This is a genomic window from Cronobacter sp. HA18003 (genome assembly GCF_011605905.1).
GTDB classification, from domain to species: Bacteria; Pseudomonadota; Gammaproteobacteria; order Enterobacterales; family Enterobacteriaceae; genus Cronobacter; species Cronobacter sakazakii.
The window spans coordinates 1,198,302-1,216,208 of sequence record NZ_JAANQO010000011.1 but is presented as its reverse complement, the minus strand read 5'-3'; the positions used below and the strand labels follow the sequence as shown (position 1 = coordinate 1,216,208).

General features: G+C 54.9%; 20 protein-coding genes and 1 other annotated feature. Of the genes, 18 read left to right on the top strand and 2 right to left on the bottom strand.

The window, feature by feature from the left end; genetic code table 11:
* Positions 1–97: 97 nt before the first annotated feature.
* The 3 genes from G6041_RS06780 to G6041_RS06770 all read left to right on the top strand — a co-directional run bounded on the left by G6041_RS06780 (position 98) and on the right by G6041_RS06770 (position 1,881).
* Positions 98–547, top strand: a complete 450-nt coding sequence (locus tag G6041_RS06780; protein WP_004386556.1) for a hypothetical protein — start codon at positions 98–100, stop codon at positions 545–547.
* A 206-nt stretch (positions 548–753) separates the two neighbouring features.
* The gene (gene eco / locus G6041_RS06775) at positions 754–1,263 is read left to right on the top strand and encodes a serine protease inhibitor ecotin (protein ID WP_166491643.1); all 510 of its coding nucleotides are present in this window, start codon (positions 754–756) and stop codon (positions 1,261–1,263) included.
* A 171-nt stretch (positions 1,264–1,434) separates the two neighbouring features.
* Positions 1,435–1,881 (top strand): GNAT family N-acetyltransferase, encoded by a 447-nt coding sequence (locus G6041_RS06770; RefSeq protein ID WP_007865618.1) that lies wholly within the window; start codon positions 1,435–1,437, stop codon positions 1,879–1,881.
* 10 nt (positions 1,882–1,891) lie between these two features.
* Here G6041_RS06770 and G6041_RS06765 read toward each other — a convergent pair whose 3' ends face one another.
* A complete protein-coding gene (locus G6041_RS06765) occupies positions 1,892–2,812 on the bottom strand; it encodes an alpha/beta hydrolase (RefSeq protein ID WP_012125000.1) in 921 nt (306 codons plus the stop codon).
* Positions 2,813–3,032: 220 nt separating this feature from the next.
* Positions 3,033–3,953, bottom strand: coding sequence for a LysR family transcriptional regulator (locus tag G6041_RS06760; protein WP_012124999.1), 921 nt, complete (start codon positions 3,951–3,953; stop codon positions 3,033–3,035).
* 91 nt (positions 3,954–4,044) lie between these two features.
* Here G6041_RS06760 and G6041_RS06755 point away from each other — a divergent pair, with 91 nt between their 5' ends.
* The 15 genes from G6041_RS06755 (at position 4,045) to G6041_RS06685 (ending at position 17,890) form a co-directional block, all read left to right on the top strand.
* A complete protein-coding gene (locus tag G6041_RS06755) occupies positions 4,045–4,521 on the top strand; it encodes a GNAT family N-acetyltransferase (RefSeq protein ID WP_007894044.1) in 477 nt (158 codons plus the stop codon).
* Positions 4,522–4,849: 328 nt separating this feature from the next.
* Positions 4,850–6,778, top strand: coding sequence for a threonine--tRNA ligase (gene thrS / locus G6041_RS06750; RefSeq protein ID WP_004387090.1), 1,929 nt, complete (start codon positions 4,850–4,852; stop codon positions 6,776–6,778).
* A 3-nt stretch (positions 6,779–6,781) separates the two neighbouring features.
* Positions 6,782–7,324 (top strand): translation initiation factor IF-3, encoded by a 543-nt coding sequence (gene infC / locus G6041_RS06745; RefSeq protein ID WP_012905609.1) that lies wholly within the window; start codon positions 6,782–6,784, stop codon positions 7,322–7,324.
* Positions 7,325–7,421: 97 nt separating this feature from the next.
* Complete coding sequence (gene rpmI, locus G6041_RS06740; RefSeq protein ID WP_001124225.1) at positions 7,422–7,619, top strand: 50S ribosomal protein L35; 198 nt, start codon at positions 7,422–7,424, stop codon at positions 7,617–7,619.
* Between the two features lie 47 nt (positions 7,620–7,666).
* Complete coding sequence (gene rplT / locus G6041_RS06735; RefSeq protein ID WP_000124849.1) at positions 7,667–8,023, top strand: 50S ribosomal protein L20; 357 nt, start codon at positions 7,667–7,669, stop codon at positions 8,021–8,023.
* Between the two features lie 116 nt (positions 8,024–8,139).
* Positions 8,140–8,264, top strand: a sequence feature (Phe leader region).
* Positions 8,145–8,189 (top strand): pheST operon leader peptide PheM, encoded by a 45-nt coding sequence (gene pheM, locus G6041_RS21300; protein WP_106120997.1) that lies wholly within the window; start codon positions 8,145–8,147, stop codon positions 8,187–8,189. Its footprint overlaps the feature before it by 45 nt.
* A gap of 144 nt (positions 8,265–8,408) precedes the next feature.
* Positions 8,409–9,392: a phenylalanine--tRNA ligase subunit alpha gene (gene pheS / locus G6041_RS06725; protein WP_007867262.1), complete on the top strand. Its 984-nt coding sequence runs from the start codon at positions 8,409–8,411 to the stop codon at positions 9,390–9,392.
* A gap of 15 nt (positions 9,393–9,407) precedes the next feature.
* On the top strand, positions 9,408–11,795 hold the full coding sequence (gene pheT / locus G6041_RS06720) for a phenylalanine--tRNA ligase subunit beta (RefSeq protein ID WP_012124994.1): 2,388 nt from the start codon (positions 9,408–9,410) through the stop codon (positions 11,793–11,795).
* A 4-nt stretch (positions 11,796–11,799) separates the two neighbouring features.
* Positions 11,800–12,099, top strand: coding sequence for an integration host factor subunit alpha (gene ihfA / locus G6041_RS06715; protein WP_004387086.1), 300 nt, complete (start codon positions 11,800–11,802; stop codon positions 12,097–12,099).
* A 77-nt stretch (positions 12,100–12,176) separates the two neighbouring features.
* Positions 12,177–13,178: a vitamin B12 ABC transporter permease BtuC gene (gene btuC, locus G6041_RS06710; protein ID WP_012124993.1), complete on the top strand. Its 1,002-nt coding sequence runs from the start codon at positions 12,177–12,179 to the stop codon at positions 13,176–13,178.
* A gap of 29 nt (positions 13,179–13,207) precedes the next feature.
* Complete coding sequence (locus G6041_RS06705) at positions 13,208–13,759, top strand: glutathione peroxidase (protein WP_166491642.1); 552 nt, start codon at positions 13,208–13,210, stop codon at positions 13,757–13,759.
* A gap of 2 nt (positions 13,760–13,761) precedes the next feature.
* Positions 13,762–14,505 carry a vitamin B12 ABC transporter ATP-binding protein BtuD gene (gene btuD, locus G6041_RS06700; RefSeq protein WP_012124992.1) on the top strand — a complete coding sequence of 248 codons (744 nt, stop codon included), beginning with the start codon at positions 13,762–13,764 and terminating at the stop codon, positions 14,503–14,505.
* Between the two features lie 77 nt (positions 14,506–14,582).
* Positions 14,583–15,047, top strand: a complete 465-nt coding sequence (locus G6041_RS06695) for an NlpC/P60 family protein (protein ID WP_004387814.1) — start codon at positions 14,583–14,585, stop codon at positions 15,045–15,047.
* A 192-nt stretch (positions 15,048–15,239) separates the two neighbouring features.
* Complete coding sequence (locus tag G6041_RS06690; RefSeq protein WP_012124991.1) at positions 15,240–16,577, top strand: PTS cellobiose transporter subunit IIC; 1,338 nt, start codon at positions 15,240–15,242, stop codon at positions 16,575–16,577.
* A complete protein-coding gene (locus G6041_RS06685) occupies positions 16,574–17,890 on the top strand; it encodes a 6-phospho-beta-glucosidase (RefSeq protein ID WP_012124990.1) in 1,317 nt (438 codons plus the stop codon). The genes G6041_RS06690 and G6041_RS06685 overlap by 4 nt, the downstream gene beginning before the upstream one ends.
* Positions 17,891–17,907: the final 17 nt, after the last annotated feature.

The window sequence follows — 17,907 nt, the reverse complement described above, 5'->3', positions numbered from 1 at the left end:
ATCCCCGCATTCCGTTGTACTCAGTAAAAACTTAATAGCTTGATTCTTAAAATCAGATTGTGAATGATCGCTGCACACACACCGGCAATGAATAACAATGAAAAAATCCTTTCTGATGTGCTGCCTTTTTCTTGGCAGCACTGGCCCTGCCAGCGCAGTGGTTCAGGGCCGCGAATATAATACGTGGTATGAAAAAGACGCGGTTTTATATGATATGACCCAGACCGCCGGGGGCAGTCCGGTCATGCTGAGTATTTCGCAGGCGGGTTTCCGTTCAGCGAATATGGTGATCTCTTCTCTGACGCCAGGAAAATGCCCGGCGCAGCCAAGAGCACTGGAAATCAACAGTGACATCATTCCCGCTGACTATTTTTGTACCCAGCAGGGCTCAGAAAAGATTGAGCACTATCTGGTACGTGACGCCGATAAAGTCAACGCGCTCGTCGAAAAGCTGCGTTCAGATTTTACTTTAATGAGCCAGAAGGAGATCAAAGTCTGGGCGGCCAATATTAAATCACCGAAACATGGTATCGCACCGCGGTTCTGAAGCGCTAAGCCGGTTAACGATTATTAACGTGAGTAACCGTTGATTTTTACGCGTTGTAAAATAAATGATACAGAGAAAAATTAGCTATGGTTTGCGTGAGGGTGACATAAAACACTGCTTATGAATAATATGGCAGTGATTGTCACGGTTTTTGAAATTGAATTCAGTTTTTACCGTGGAGCTAAAACCTGTGGAGAACTTTCATAATGAATAAAATTTCAGCGCTCATGTTAAGCCTGGCTGCTGCTGGTTGCATTTCCGGTAGCGTATTCGCCGCCAAAAAAACGTCTGAAAATATCGCGCCTTTTCCAAAGGCGGAAAAAGGCATGGTTCGTCAGGTGATCGAATTGCCTGAGCGCCAGGATGAAGCATCCTACAAAGTCGAACTGGTTATAGGCCAGACCCTTGACGTTGATTGTAATAAGCATCAGCTGGCCGGAAAATTTGAGCGTAAAACACTCGAAGGCTGGGGATATGACTATTACACGTTTGAATCCGCCAAAAATGCAGACGGCTCGGTCATGTATACCTCAACCATGATGGCCTGCCGGGACGGTAAAAAAGAGAAAAAATTCGTCACCGCAAACCTTGGTGAAAATGGTATGCTGAATTACAACAGCAAGCTGCCGGTAGTGGTGTATGCGCCCGAAAATATCGACGTGAAATATCGCCTCTGGAAAGCGGACGAGACCCTCGTTAGCGCTAACAAGAAATAACGCCTCTCGATGATTCGCAGCGTCAGACACTTGATCAGGCCGCCTGACGCTGTCATTTTTAGCTGCTAAGACTCGCTTTCATTGCTCCTTTCTGACGCCTTCTTTTTGACACTTTTCTGTGCGGTGAAGTAGATTTGCCTGATCCGTAAACCGGCTGACGCAGGGACTTAAATGAAAATTGATTTTTCAGCGCTTAACGATACCCATATCACCGAATGCGCCCATCTCTACTGTAAGGTCTATAAAGAAGCGCCCTGGTTTGAAAAGAGCGAGCTGGCGCCGGTCATCGCTTTTATCCAGCAACATCTGAAAAATAATTATTTCAGAGGTTACATTGCCAGATATGACGAGAAAATAGTCGCAGTGAGCATCGGTTTTAAGAAACCGTGGCCGGGGGGCGTTGAGTATTATATCGATGAATTTTTCGTCGATCCCGATTGTCAGGGAAAGGGTGTTGGTAGCGCGCTGATGAATTTCATCGCCGATCGTTCTTTAAACGAAGGTCTGAATGCGATCATTCTCAACACCCATAAAGCTTACCCCTCCGATTTCTTCTACCGCAAACATGGGTTCGACGAGCATCAGGGGCTCATTATTCTCTCCAGAACGCTTGGTTAAATGCAGCGCCCTAATGCGTATTTCCTGAACGTATGAAGGCACAAATATCCTGCATTACATTGCGCGCGGCCTGGCTGATGCCGCCAAGCTGAAAGAAACCGTGAATAACGCCGAGATAACGCTGCGCCGTGCAGTTCACCCCTTGCTGCGTCATCCGCGCAAACAGCGCTTCGCCTTCATCACGTAACGCATCATATTCCGCCGTGATGATATGTACCGGCGGTAATCCTGCGAAATCATTACGAAATAACGGGCTGGCTTCAGGGTGCAAAACATCAGTATCAGCAAGATAAGCCTCGAAACCGCTCAGAAACGCGTCGCTCGTCAGGACATAATCGGTACCGTTTGATCGATAACTCTCAGAGGATGCCGTGGCGTCCAGCATCGGATAAATCAGCACCAGCTGGCGGGGCAGCCACGCGCCGCTATTTTTTAATCGCAGGGCGGTTATCAGCGCCAGATGACCGCCCGCGCTGTCGCCCATAAATGTCATGTGGCGGCGATCTATGCCCAGTGTTTCCGCGTTCCGCCAGATGAGCTGCGCGGCGCGTTCGGCATCATCATGTGCGGCGGGATAAGTATGCTCTGGCGCTAAACGGTATTGCACCGCAATCACCCGACAACCACTTAAAAAGGCCAGCTGGCGCAGTTGATTATCATGCGTAGCAAACCCGCCGCTCACAAAACAGCCGCCGTGATAATAGATAATCGCCGGGAGCGCGTTCTCTCTATTCAGAGGCGAGAAGATACGTAAAGGAATAGCGTCAATCGTCGTATCTTCAATATTCACGCGGGTCTCAGAAACACCGGCGAGCGCCGTACTGGCGATATAACCTGCGCGACGCTCTTCAAATGTCTGCGTGCGCGGCGAAGGGCGGCCCGCCGCGATAAAGTCATCAACAAGACGTGCAATTTCTGGTTCCAGCGCCATGCGTTTTTCCTCTGTTAACGATGCCAGCAAATGAATCCCGCAGTGTAGAGTGTTGCGATTGTCAGGAAAAGTTCACCCCCCAGAACCAGGCGGTCGCTGACACAAGCATCAGGGCAAAAGAGCGTTACGCCGCCGTGCAGGGGGATCTCCTGCGCGATGAAAGCCCGGGACGCCTGTAGCGCGCTGAGTGCTTAATTAACGAGAACGTGATTTTCACGTGCTACCTATCTCTTGCCAGCGCTTGCAGGACGCGCTTAAGCCAGTCGGTTGCGCCGCGTTTACCACTGCGTTGATGTGAATAAATTTTCACTTCAAACGACGGTACTTCGAAAGGTAATTCAAATATTCTGAGATCGGTTGCCGGCAGCAGTTTTTGCGCGGCAAAGCGGGGAAGCGCCATGAGTAAGTCGCTTTCTGCAACGATAAACGGCGCGCCAAGCATAGAAGGGGTTTTGAGCGCGATGTGGCGCGTATAGCCCATCTTTTCCAGCTGAGAATCAAGCACGCCTTGCTTTTCATTCCAAGGCGTTACCACCACGTGTCTGGCTGCAAGATAATCCTCAAACGTCAGCTGTGCTCTGCGTGGGTTGCTGATAACAACATAGTCATCTGCCAGCCAGTCGATCTCGTCCAGCTCCGGGTGCCGGATATCCTCCGGTGCGCTGAATCCAAGCGCCAGATCCATTTCGCCCGCCAGCAGTTCATTCAGCGCCGGGCTGTGGGGTAAATAGCGTAACTCAAAACGCAGGCCGGGCGCGTCGTGCTGCAGCCGGTACATGAGGGCAGGGAAAATGCAAAACGCGGTGAAATCGGTGATGGCAATCTGTAAGCACTCTGTGCTGCAAGCCGGGTCAAACTCCGGCTGCGGCGTCAGCTCCTGATTGAGAAATTTCAGTGCCGAAGCGATGGAAGGCGCAAGCTGTGTGGCGTATACGCTGGGGCACATGCGGTGGCCTTCCCGGTAAAATAACGGGTCGTTAAGCGTGGTGCGCAGCCGCGACAGCGCGTGGCTCAGGGCCGAGGTGCTCATCGCCAGTTCATCGGCAGCCTTGCGAACGGAGCGGTGCCGATAGATAGCGTCAAAAACCGGTAAAAGATTTAAATCAAGACGCCTTAAGGATGGATGCATAATATTCATCATTGAGTGATTTCATTGCACTTAATTCTCCTGACATTACCCCGTATGCTTAACGCCATCAATGTCTGCCCATGATGAGATAACAGGAAAACCAATGAGCTACACCATTCGCGCAGCCCGTCCGGAAGATGCAACGGCAATTTATGAAATGATTTATGAACTGGCGGTCTATGAAAAAGCCCCACATGAAGTGGTCACGACGCCAGAGGAGATTCGGGAAACGCTCTTTGGCGCAGGCAGCAAAACGGAAGCGCTGATATGCGAGATTGACGATAAAGCTGTAGGATATGCCGTTTTCTTTACCAGCTATTCCACATGGCTCGGGCGTAACGGCATTTATATGGAAGATTTATATGTTTCGCCTGAATATCGCGGTAAAGGGGCGGGAAGAAGCCTGTTAAAACATATCGCCCGGTGCGCGGTGCAAAGGCAATGTGGTCGCCTTGAGTGGAGCGTGCTGGACTGGAACCAGCCTGCCATCGATTTTTATCTCAGCATTGGCGCGGCGGCGCAATCTGAATGGGTACGCTATCGCCTTGATGGCGAAGCGCTATTGAAGTTTGCCGAATAAATGCGCCTTTTATTGCTGGCGTAATAAGCGATGGGCGCTCAGCCCAGGAAGCGGGAAACAGAGACTTTGCGCTCTAACTGACGCTTATCGCTCATTCCGGGCATGAGTACCTGCCATCTGAGCATGGATAGCTTTATCCATTTTATTAGTGTTACCATGGGTATAGAAGCAAAGCCTGAAAGCCATATGGAATAGGCGTTGCGTACCAAAAGTGTGTACCAATTTGGCGAATGTTGGTCAGATGGCTACATAACTTACTGAATCAAAACCATTTTTCAAATCATATGTGATCTTGCGTGTGGGTCACCACTGTGAATAAGGATTTATAATGCCTGTTATTACGCTTCCTGATGGCAGCCAACGCCATTACGACCATGCTGTCAGCCCCATGGATGTTGCCCTGGATATCGGTCCGGGCCTCGCGAAAGCCTGTATCGCAGGCCGCGTGAATGGCGAGCTGGTGGACGCTCACGACAGTATCGAACAGGACGCTCAGCTCGCGATTATTACCGCGAAAGATGAAGACGGTCTGGAAATTATCCGTCACTCCTGTGCGCACCTGCTGGGTCATGCCATCAAACAGCTGTGGCCCCATACCAAAATGGCGATTGGCCCGGTTATCGACAACGGCTTTTATTACGATGTCGATCTCGACCATACCCTGACTCAGGAAGATATCGACGCCCTCGAAAAGCGTATGCACGAGCTGGCGGAAACTAATTACGACGTCATCAAGAAAAAAGTGAGCTGGCAGGAAGCCCGCGAAACGTTTGTGAAGCGTGGCGAGAACTACAAAGTCGCTATTCTTGATGAAAATATTTCCCGTGACGATAAACCGGGCCTGTATCACCACGAAGAATATGTGGATATGTGCCGCGGTCCGCACGTGCCGAATATGCGCTTCTGCCATCACTTTAAGCTGATGAAAACCGCAGGCGCTTACTGGCGTGGCGACAGCAGCAACAAAATGCTGCAGCGTATCTATGGTACTGCGTGGGCAGATAAGAAAGCGTTGAATGCCTATCTGCAGCGTCTGGAAGAAGCCGCGAAGCGCGATCACCGTAAAATCGGCAAACAGCTCGACCTGTATCATATGCAGGAAGAAGCGCCGGGTATGGTGTTCTGGCATAACGACGGCTGGACTATCTTCCGCGAGCTGGAAACGTTTGTTCGCTCAAAGCTTAAAGAGTATCAGTATCAGGAAGTTAAAGGTCCGTTCATGATGGACCGTGTACTGTGGGAAAAAACCGGTCACTGGGATAACTATAAAGACGCGATGTTCACGACTTCTTCCGAAAACCGTGAATACTGCATCAAGCCGATGAACTGCCCGGGCCACGTGCAAATCTTTAATCAGGGGCTAAAATCATACCGCGACCTGCCATTGCGTATGGCAGAGTTCGGTAGCTGCCACCGTAACGAGCCTTCGGGCGCGTTGCATGGTCTGATGCGTGTACGTGGTTTCACGCAGGATGATGCCCATATCTTCTGTACGGAAGAGCAGGTGCGCGACGAAGTGAACAGCTGTATTCGCATGGTTTATGACATGTACAGCACCTTCGGCTTTGAAAAAATCGTGGTGAAGCTCTCCACGCGCCCGGAAAAACGCATCGGTACGGACGAAATGTGGGACCGTGCGGAAGCCGACCTGGCGGTTGCGCTGGAAGAGAACAATATCCCGTTTGAATATCAGCCGGGTGAGGGCGCGTTCTACGGCCCGAAAATCGAGTTTACGCTCTATGACTGCCTCGATCGCGCCTGGCAGTGTGGCACTGTACAGCTCGACTTCTCCCTGCCGTCGCGTCTGAGCGCGTCTTATGTGGGCGAAAATAACGAGCGCCAGGTGCCGGTGATGATTCACCGCGCGATTCTGGGCTCAATGGAACGTTTTATCGGTATCCTGACCGAGGAGTTCGCCGGGTTCTTCCCGACATGGCTTGCTCCGGTACAGGTCGTGGTGATGAATATCACCGATTCGCAGTCTGAATACGTTAACGAATTGACCCGTAAACTACAAAATGCAGGCATTCGTGTAAAAGCAGACTTGAGAAACGAGAAGATTGGCTTTAAAATCCGCGAGCATACATTACGTCGTGTTCCATACATGTTAGTTTGTGGCGATAAAGAGGTCGAAGCAGGCAAAGTGGCCGTTCGTACCCGTCGTGGTAAAGACCTCGGTAGCCTGGACGTTAACGACGTAATTGAAAAGCTGCAGCAAGAGATTCGCAGCCGCAGTCTTCAACAACTGGAGGAATAAGGTATTAAAGGCGGAAAACGAGTTCAAACGGCACGTCCGAATCGTATCAATGGCGAGATTCGCGCCCAGGAAGTTCGCTTAACAGGTCTGGAAGGCGAGCAGCTGGGAATTGTGAGTCTGAGAGAAGCTATCGAAAAGGCTGAAGAAGCTGGAGTAGATTTAGTTGAAATCAGCCCTAACGCCGAGCCGCCAGTTTGTCGTATCATGGACTACGGCAAGTTCCTTTATGAAAAGAGTAAGTCTTCTAAGGAACAGAAGAAGAAGCAAAAAGTTATCCAGGTTAAGGAAATTAAATTCCGTCCTGGTACAGATGAAGGCGACTATCAGGTAAAACTCCGCAGCCTGATTCGCTTTCTCGAAGAAGGCGATAAGGCCAAAATCACGCTCCGCTTCCGCGGTCGTGAGATGGCCCACCAGCAAATCGGTATGGAAGTGCTTAACCGCGTGAAAGACGATTTGCAAGAACTGGCAGTAGTCGAATCCTTCCCAACGAAGATCGAAGGCCGCCAGATGATTATGGTGCTCGCTCCTAAGAAGAAACAGTAAGGCCTTCAAGTAACAGTTTCTGTGGAGCCTTTGGGCTTCACAGATTTTGTTCGCCTACGTTTCGTTTAATTAACAATGCGAAGTGGATGTAATTAAGATGCCAAAAATTAAGACCGTACGCGGTGCTGCTAAGCGCTTCAAAAAAACCGGTAAAGGTGGTTTTAAGCACAAGCACGCTAACCTGCGTCATATTCTGACCAAAAAAGCGACCAAGCGTAAACGTCACCTGCGCCCGAAAGCCATGGTTTCCAAAGGCGATCTGGGTCTGGTAATCGCGTGCCTGCCGTACGCATAAGCCGTTTAACTTTTAACTTTTTTACAGAATAGAAACAGGAGAGCACTATGGCTCGCGTAAAACGTGGTGTGATTGCACGTGCACGTCATAAGAAAATTTTGAAACAAGCTAAAGGCTACTACGGTGCGCGTTCTCGCGTATACCGCGTTGCCTTCCAGGCTGTTATCAAAGCAGGTCAGTACGCTTACCGTGACCGTCGTCAACGTAAGCGTCAGTTCCGTCAGCTGTGGATTGCACGTATCAACGCAGCAGCACGTCAGAACGGTATTTCTTACAGCAAATTCATCAACGGCCTGAAAAAAGCCTCTGTTGAAATCGACCGTAAGATCCTGGCTGACATCGCCGTATTCGACAAAGTGGCATTCTCTGCCCTGGTTGAAAAAGCGAAAGCAGCTCTGGCGTAAGCCAGTTGAAAGAGGGAGCCACGCTCCCTCTTTTAATTTCTGCCATATCAATCTGTTGACATTTTTACTGGCGCGCCTTTCAATAAGAGAATTCGCCATTAAGCCTCAGGGTAACGCAAGCATGAACGCTGCCATTTTCCGCTTCTTTTTTTACTTTAGCGCCTGAATCAGAGGGGCTTTGCGCGTAAGAAAAGAAACGGAAAATCAACGCCAGAAGCCTCCATCAGGAGGCTTTTTTTATATCTGCCGTTTTTGGGTCTGTTTCAAGTGGCAGGCGACACACGCGCCGCAGATTTATTTGGCCGCAAGGCGTGTCACCTGAAACAGAAGAATAACAAGACAGAGTTCAACAAACCGGCGCAAGCGCCGAATAACGAGGAAAACCATGCCACATCTCGCAGATCTGGTTGCCAGTGCAAAGGCGGCCATAACCAGCGCCCAGGATGTTGCCGCGTTAGATAACGTACGCGTCGAATATTTAGGGAAAAAAGGGCATCTGACCCTTCAGATGACCACCCTGCGCGAACTGCCGCCGGAAGAGCGCCCGGCCGCGGGCGCGGTTATCAACGAAGCCAAAGAGCAGGTTCAGCAGGCGCTGAACGCGCGTAAAAATGAGCTGGAAAGCGCCGCGCTGAATGCCCGTCTGGCGGCAGAAACTATCGATGTTTCGCTTCCGGGCCGCCGCGTGGAGAATGGCGGTCTGCATCCGGTCACTCGTACTATTGATCGTATCGAAAGCTTTTTCGGTGAACTCGGTTTTACGGTAGCGACCGGCCCGGAGATTGAAGATGACTATCACAACTTCGACGCGCTGAACATTCCGGGGCACCACCCGGCACGTGCGGATCACGATACTTTCTGGTTCGACGCGACGCGCCTGCTGCGTACCCAGACCTCTGGCGTGCAGATCCGCACCATGAAAAATCAGCAGCCGCCTATTCGCATCATCGCGCCGGGCCGTGTTTATCGTAACGACTACGATCAGACTCACACGCCGATGTTCCATCAGATGGAAGGGCTGATCGTCGATAAAAACATCAGTTTCACCAATCTGAAAGGCACGCTGCACGACTTCCTGCGTAACTTCTTTGAAGAAGATCTGCAGATTCGTTTCCGTCCGTCTTACTTCCCATTTACCGAGCCTTCCGCTGAAGTGGACGTTATGGGGAAAAACGGCAAGTGGCTGGAAGTGCTGGGCTGCGGCATGGTGCATCCGAACGTGCTGCGTAATGTCGGCATCGATCCGGAAGTTTACTCCGGCTTCGCGTTCGGCATGGGCATGGAACGTCTCACCATGCTGCGCTATGGCGTGACCGATCTGCGCGCTTTCTTCGAAAACGATCTGCGTTTCCTCAAACAGTTTAAATAAGGGCAGGACAGAACAATGAAATTTAGCGAACTGTGGTTACGCGAGTGGGTTAATCCGGCCCTCGACAGCGAGGCGCTGGCGAATCAAATCACGATGGCGGGTCTCGAAGTGGATGGCGTGGAGCCGGTCGCGGGCGCGTTTCACGGCGTGGTCGTGGGCGAAGTCGTCGAATGCGGCCAGCATCCGAATGCCGACAAACTGCGCGTCACGAAAGTTAACGTGGGCGGCGAACACCTGCTCGATATCGTCTGCGGCGCGCCGAACTGCCGTCAGGGGCTTAAAGTGGCGGTAGCGACCGTCGGCGCGGTCCTGCCGGGCGATTTTAAAATCAAAGCGGCGAAACTGCGCGGCGAGCCGTCCGAAGGGATGCTGTGCTCGTTCTCTGAGCTTGGGATTTCCGACGATCACAGCGGCATTATCGAACTGCCGGCCGACGCGCCGATTGGTACGGATATTCGCGAATACCTGAAGCTTGATGACAACACCATCGAAATCAGCGTGACGCCGAACCGCGCCGACTGCCTGGGTATTATCGGTGTAGCGCGCGATGTCGCCGTGCTTAATGCCGAGCCGCTGAATGTACCGGACATCGCGCCGGTTTCGGCGACCATCAATGATACGCTGCCGATTCAGGTCGACGCCGCAGACGCCTGCCCGCGCTATCTGGGCCGCGTTGTGAAAGGCATCGATGTGACCGCGCCGACGCCGCTGTGGATGCGTGAAAAACTGCGTCGCTGTGGCATTCGTTCAATCGATGCCGTGGTTGACGTAACTAACTACGTGCTGCTTGAGCTGGGCCAGCCGATGCACGCGTTCGATCTCGACCGTATCGACGGCGGCATCGTAGTGCGCATGGCGAAAGAGGGCGAAACGCTGACGCTGCTGGATGGCAACGAAGCGACCCTGAACGCTGACACTCTGGTGATTGCTGACCATCAAAAAGCGCTGGCGATGGGCGGTATTTTCGGCGGCGAGCACTCTGGCGTTAACGGCGAAACCCGCAACGTCCTGCTGGAATGCGCCTTCTTCGCGCCGCTCGCCATCACCGGCCGCGCACGCCGTCATGGCCTGCACACCGACGCTTCTCACCGTTACGAGCGCGGCGTTGACCCGCAGCTGCAGTTCAAAGCGATGGAGCGCGCCACGCGTCTGCTGCTTGATATCTGCGGTGGCGAAGCAGGCCCGGTTATCGATATCACAAGCGAAACTCATCTGCCGACGCGCGCGACCATCACGCTGCGCCGCAGTAAACTCGATCGCCTGATCGGCCATCACATTGCCGATGCACAGGTGACCGACATCCTGAAGCGCCTCGGCTGTGAAGTTACTGAAGGGCAGGACGAATGGCAGGCGGTCGCGCCGTCATGGCGTTTTGACATCGCGATTGAAGAAGATCTGGTGGAAGAAGTGGCCCGCGTTTACGGCTACGACAACATTCCGAACGAGCCGGTACAGGCCTCGCTGGTAATGGGCAACCATCGTGAAGCGGATCTCTCGCTCAAGCGCGTGAAAACGCTGCTAAACGATCACGGCTTCCAGGAAGTGATCACCTACAGCTTCGTCGATCCAAAAGTGCAGCAGCTGCTGCATCCGGGTGAAGAAGCGCTGATCCTGCCAAGCCCGATCTCCAGCGAAATGTCGGCGATGCGCCTGTCGCTGCTGAGCGGTCTGCTTACCACGGTCGTTTATAACCAGAACCGTCAGCAGAGCCGCGTTCGTATCTTTGAAACGGGCCTGCGCTTTGTGCCTGATACACAGGCAGACCTCGGCATTCGCCAGGATCTTATGCTGGCAGGCGCGCTGTGCGGCAACCGTTATGAGGAGCACTGGGATCTGGCGAAAGCCAGCGTTGACTTCTACGATTTGAAAGGGACGCTGGAATCGGTTCTGGAACTTACGGGTAAATTATCTGAAATTGAGTTCCGTGCAGAAGCCAATCCGGCCTTGCATCCCGGCCAAAGTGCTGCCATTTATTTAAAAGGCGAACGCATTGGTTTTATTGGTGTTGTGCATCCTGAGCTTGAGCGTAAGCTTGACCTCAATGGCCGCACACTGGTGTTTGAGCTGCTCTGGAGCAAGATTTCCGAGCGTGCCATACCGCAGGCGCAGGAGGTTTCCCGCTTCCCGGCGAACCGCCGCGACATCGCCGTTGTGGTCGCTGAAAACGTACCGGCAGCAGATATTTTGGCCGAGTGTAAGAAAGTTGGCGCAAATCAGGTAGTTGGCGTAAACTTATTTGACGTGTACCGCGGTAAGGGTGTTGCGGAGGGTTATAAGAGCCTTGCCATCAGCCTGATCCTTCAGGATACCGGCCGTACACTCGAAGAAGACGAGATTGCCGCTACTGTTGCGAAATGTGTAACGGCACTAAAAGAGCGATTCCAGGCATCATTGAGGGATTGAACCTATGGCGCTTACAAAAGCTGAAATGTCAGAATATCTGTTTGATAAGCTTGGGCTTAGCAAGCGGGATGCCAAAGAACTGGTAGAGCTGTTTTTCGAAGAGATCCGTCGCGCTCTGGAAAATGGCGAGCAGGTAAAACTCTCCGGTTTCGGTAATTTTGACCTGCGTGATAAGAACCAACGTCCCGGACGCAACCCGAAAACCGGTGAAGATATTCCCATTACGGCTCGCCGTGTGGTTACCTTCCGCCCGGGGCAGAAGTTGAAAAGTCGCGTAGAGAACGCTTCGCCGAAAGAAAATTAATCTGACCTGACCAAAAAGGCCGCATCCCGCGGCCTTTTTTCTTTGTCGTGCGTAAAGCGAGCCGTAAAATCAAAGGCATGAAATCTCAACTCGCCTCACTTTCCCTGTGTATTCATACCCAACGCCGCCGCGAGCGACGCGTGCTGACGGGCCTTGCGCTGGCGCTCGTACTGGCGGTGATGGTGAGCCTCTGCGCGGGCGACGTCTGGCTCTGGCCTGCGGCATGGTCAGCCGACGCAGGCAAGCTCTTCGTCTGGCAAATCAGGCTGCCGCGCACGATTGCCGTAGTGCTGGTGGGCGCGGCGCTTGCGCTCTGTGGTGCCATGATGCAAGCGCTATTTGAAAACCCGCTCGCAGAACCCGGGCTTCTTGGCGTCTCTAATGGCGCGGGCGTGGGGCTGGTCGCGGCGGTCATGCTTGGCGGCGGCGTGCTGCCAGGCTGGTTGCTCGGGCTGTGCGCTATTGCGGGTGCGCTTATCGCCACGCTTATTTTGCTGCATTTCGCGCGGCGTCATCTCACCACCAGCCGTCTGTTGCTGGCAGGCGTTGCGCTCGGCATCGTCTGTAGTGCGCTCATGACCTGGGCCGTCTATTTTTCCACCAGTCTTGATCTGCGCCAGCTCATGTACTGGATGATGGGCGGTTTCAGCGGCATCGACTGGCAGCAGGGCTGGCTGATGCTCGCGCTGCTTCCGCCGCTCGTCTGGGGCGGGATGCAGGCGAGGGCGCTGAATATGTTGTCTCTCGGCGAAACGTCCGCGCGTCAGCTTGGTCTGCCGGTCTGGCTGTGGCGCAACGCGCTGGTCATCGCCACTGGCTGGCTTGCGGGCGTCAGCGTGGCGCTGGCTGGCGCGATTGGTTTTGTCGGCCTTGTGGTGCCGCATATGCTGCGCCTGTGCGGCATTACCGATCATCGGGCATTACTGCCCGCCGCGATGCTGGCAGGCGGCGGGGTGCTGCTTGCGGCCGATATCATCGCGCGTCTGACGCTCGCGGCCGCAGAGTTGCCGATTGGCGTGGTCACCGCCACCCTGGGCGCGCCGGTATTTATCTGGCTATTATTAAAGGCTGGACGTTAGTTCCATCTCACTCTTCTTAAGGGGAAGCTATGCAACACGACATTCTGAATACCGAAGTGACCACCATTGACGGTGAAACCATTTCGCTTGAGCAGTACAAAGGCAAAGTGCTGTTGATCGTTAACGTCGCCTCAAAGTGCGGGCTGACGCCTCAGTATGAGCAGCTGGAAAATATTCATAAAGCCTGGGAGCCGTCCGGCTTTCGCGTACTGGGCTTCCCGTGCAACCAGTTTCTGGGCCAGGAGCCGGGCAGCGAAGACGAGATCAAAACGTTCTGCAGCACCACTTACGGCGTGACGTTCCCCATGTTCAGCAAAATCGACGTCAACGGCGACAACCGGCACCCGCTGTATCAGAAGCTCATCACCGCCGCGCCGAAAGCTGTCGCGCCGGAGCAAAGCGGTTTTTATGAGCGTATGGCGAGTAAAGGCCGCGCGCCGCTCTACCCGGACGACATCCTCTGGAACTTTGAAAAATTCCTCGTGGGTCGCGACGGTCAGGTGATCCAGCGCTTCTCACCGGATATGACGCCGGAAGATCCGATCGTGATGGAAGCCATTAAGCTGGCGCTGGCGAAGTAACGATGCCTTTGATGCAGCTGCGTGATGTCGCGGTGGGCACCCGGCTTGGGCCGCTTTGCGCGACGCTTGAGGCGGGCGATATTGTCCATCTTGTCGGCCCTAATGGGGCGGGCAAAAGCACGCTGCTGCATCGTATGGCGGGCCTGTCTGATGGCGCAGGCGAAACCTTCTTGGACGGCCAACCGCTTACGTCGCTGAGCGCGGCCACGCTGTCGCGTCAGCGGGCGTATCTGACGCAGCAGCAGACGCCGCCATTCGCCATGCCGGTCTGGCACTATCTGACGCTCCACGGTGGCGCGCAGTGCGCCGCCGCGCTGGAAGAGGTGACGCGCAGTCTGATGCTTGACGACAAGCTGACGCGTCCGGTTAACGCGCTCTCCGGCGGCGAATGGCAGCGTGTGCGTCTCGCCGGCGTTATCTTACAAATCCACCCGCGCAATCATCCCCACGGCAGGCTGCTGATCCTCGACGAGCCGATGAACAGTCTGGACGTCGCGCAGCAGGCCGCGCTCGACAGGCTACTGGCTCTGTTGTCGCAGGCGGGGATAGCGGTGGTGATGAGCAGTCACGATTTGAACCATACGCTGCGTCATGCGCAGCGCGTCTGGCTGCTGCGCGAGGGCAAAATGCTCGCCCAGGGCGCGCGTGATGAGGTAATGACGACCTCGCGGCTCGGCGAGGCTTACGGCTTGCCGTTTCGCCGTTTACAGATTGACGGCCACAGTATGCTTATCAATGCGCTCTGAGCGCGACCATCTTGCCAGCCGACGCGCTGGCGGCTACATTAGCGAAAAATCACAAGGCCAGAGGATTTGCCTGAAAAATGCGGCTATGGATCTTTCTTGTTGCGACGCTGCTGCTGGCGGGATGTAGCTCCCACCGCGCGCCGCCGCCAAACGCACGACTTTCCGACTCCATCACCGTGATTGCTGAACTCAACGACCAGCTGAACCACTGGTACGGCACGCCTTACCGCTACGGCGGCATGAGCCGCGGTGGCGTGGACTGTTCCGGCTTTGTGATGATGACCTTCCGCGATCGTTTCTCGCTGATGCTGCCACGCGAAACCCGTCAGCAGGCGGAGATCGGGACTGAAATTGACAAGGACGAGCTGCTGCCTGGCGATTTAGTCTTCTTTAAAACCGGCTCCGGACAAAACGGCCTTCATGTCGGCATCTACGACACCGATAACCAGTTTATCCACGCCTCCACCAGCCGCGGCGTGATGCGTTCTTCTCTTGATAACGTCTACTGGCGCAAAAAGTTCTGGCAGGCGCGCCGCATCTAGTGTTCGCCCACCGCGTCCGCGGTGGGATTTCTCCCGACGTTTATCTGTGCTGTCTTTTTTATAACCATAATGAGAGCGCTCTCACAATGGCGCTTTGCCGACTGAGTTACAGTGATTATGTATTGAGAGCGCTCTCATTTTAACGTCACGCAACGGGGGAAATCGCATGTATCACGCAACACGGGGTGCGCTATGAGTCTTTATACCGGAGTGATGGCGCTGGTCGAGCGCCATGTCGCGCCGCTCGCCGGACGTATCGGCACCCAGCGGCATATCATCGCTATTCGCGATGGTTTTATCTGCGCCATGCCGTTTCTCATTATTGGCAGCATGATGCTTATCATCGCCAATCCGCCGTTTGATGAGGCGACGACGTCTGCCTTCGGCAGGCTCTGGCTCGGCTTTGCCAAAGCGCACTGGAACACCATCACCATGCCGTTTTTTATGACGATGGGGTTAATGAGCGTGTTTGTTTCTGTCGGGACGGCCTATAGCCTCGCAAAATCGTACCAGCTGGACGGTCTTACCGCCGGGTTGCTCTCACTGACCGCCTTTCTGCTCGTGGCCGCGCCGCAGGCTGATAATAAACTGTCGCTCGATTTCCTCGGCGGGCAGGGTGTGTTTACCGCGCTGCTGTGCGCTGTCTGGTCGGTTGAGCTGACGCGGCTGCTTAAAAAATATGGCATTACGCTGCGCCTGCCGGAGCAGGTGCCGCCCGCTATCGCGCGCTCGTTTGATCTGCTGCTGCCGATGACCGGCATTCTGCTCACTCTCTACCCGTTAAGCCTGGTCATGCAGAGCGAATTCCAGATGCTTATCCCGGCGGCGGTGATGCAGCTTTTCCAGCCGGTGATTGCCGCAGGCGACAGCCTGCCCGCGATTTTGCTCTGCGTGCTGCTGGCGAATCTGCTCTGGTTTGCGGGTATCCACGGCGACAATCTGGTGCAGGGGTTACTGAACCCGCTGTTTATGGCGAATATCGCTGCCAATGCGGCGCTGCTCTCTCACGGCGCGCAGACCACGCAGGTTCTCACGGCGCCGTTCTGGGCGTTCTATGTCTGCATCGGCGGCTCCGGTTCAACGCTGGTGCTGGCGCTGCTGTACCTGCGAAGCCGTTCAGCGCATCTGAAAACCATCGGGCGGCTGAGTATTGTGCCGGCAGTCTTTAATATCAACGAGCCGCTGCTGTTCGGGTCGCCTGTAGTGATGAACCCGACGCTGTTTGTGCCGCTGCTGCTGGTACCACTGGTTAACGCCGTGCTGGCGTATGTGGCGCTGGAGATGGATCTGGTGCAGAAAATGGTAGCGATGGCGCCCTGGACCGCACCCGCGCCACTGGGGGCGATGATTTCCTCTGCCTGGGATATGCGTGCCGCGTTGCTGGTGGTCGTTCTGCTGGTCGTGGACGGCCTGCTCTGGTACCCCTTCTTTAAAGTGTACGAAAAACAGCTTATCAGCCAGGAGCGCGCGCAGGCGCAGGAAAGCGATGCCGTCGCCGCTTCGGCCCACACCACAGGGAGAACCTCATGACCGAACAGACTATTAAAATCGCCATTATCGGCGGCGGCAGCAGCTATACGCCGGAGCTGGTGGAAGGGCTTATCGCCCGCAAAGCGAGCATCAGGCTGCATGAACTTGCGCTGGTGGATGTCGAGCCGGGGCGCGAGAAAGTAGAGATCATCGCGGGGCTGACGCGCCGTATGCTTGATAAAAACGGGCTGGCACACGTGCGCGTGACGGTGCATTTCACGCCCGATGAAGCGATTCGCGGCGCGCGCTTTGTGCTGACGCAACTGCGCGTGGGCCAGCTCCCGGCGCGCGCCGCCGACGAGCGGCTCGGTCTGAAATATGGGCTGATTGGCCAGGAAACCACCGGCGTCGGTGGTTTTGCCAAAGCGCTGCGCACCATTCCGGTAATGCTGGAGATCGCCCGCAAAGTGGAGGCGCTGGCGCCGGACGCCTGGATAATCAACTTCACCAATCCGGCGGCGATTGTCACCGAGGCGGTGCAGCGTCACAGCCGGGCGAAAATCATCGGGCTGTGTAATGTGCCGGTCACCATGCACCATATGATAGCCGCCATGCTTGGCGCGCCGTCGCAGGACGTCGCGCTGCGTTTTGCGGGGCTGAATCATATGGTCTGGGTGCATCAGGTGACGGTGCGCGGCGAAGACCGCACGCAGGAGGTGCTCGACAAACTGTGTAACGGGGCGACGCTCACCATGAACAACATTCAGGAAGCCCCGTGGCCTGCGCCGCTGCTACGCGCGCTCGGCGCAATCCCGTGCCCGTACCACCGCTATTTCTACTTAAGCCGCCAGATGCTGGAAGAAGAGATTGAGGCGGCGCGCGGCCGCGGCACCCGCGCCGAACAGGTGATGGCGGTAGAGCGCGAACTCTTCGAGCTGTATAACGATCCGCACCTGGCGCAGAAGCCGGAGCAGCTCAGCTTTCGCGGCGGCGCGTTCTATTCGCAGGTGGCGCTGGAGCTTATCGATGCCATTCATAACGACCGCGGCACAACGCTTGTGGTTAACACTGCCAACCGCGGGGCTATTCACGGGCTGCCGGATGACGCCGTGGTCGAAACCAACTGCGTGGTGGACGCGCAGGGCGCGCACCCGCTGGTGTTCGGCGCGTTGCCGCCTGCGATGCACGCCTTAACGGTGCAGGTGAAAACGTATGAACGGCTCACCATTAAGGCGGCGGTGGAAGGCTGTCGCGACAGCGGACTGCTGGCGCTCGTGACCAACCCGCTGGTGGGCGACGCGGTACTTGCCCAATCACTGCTCGAAGAAGTGCTGACGCTGAACCGCGACTACCTGCCGCAATTCCGGGGATAAGCTCACCCGGCGCGAAA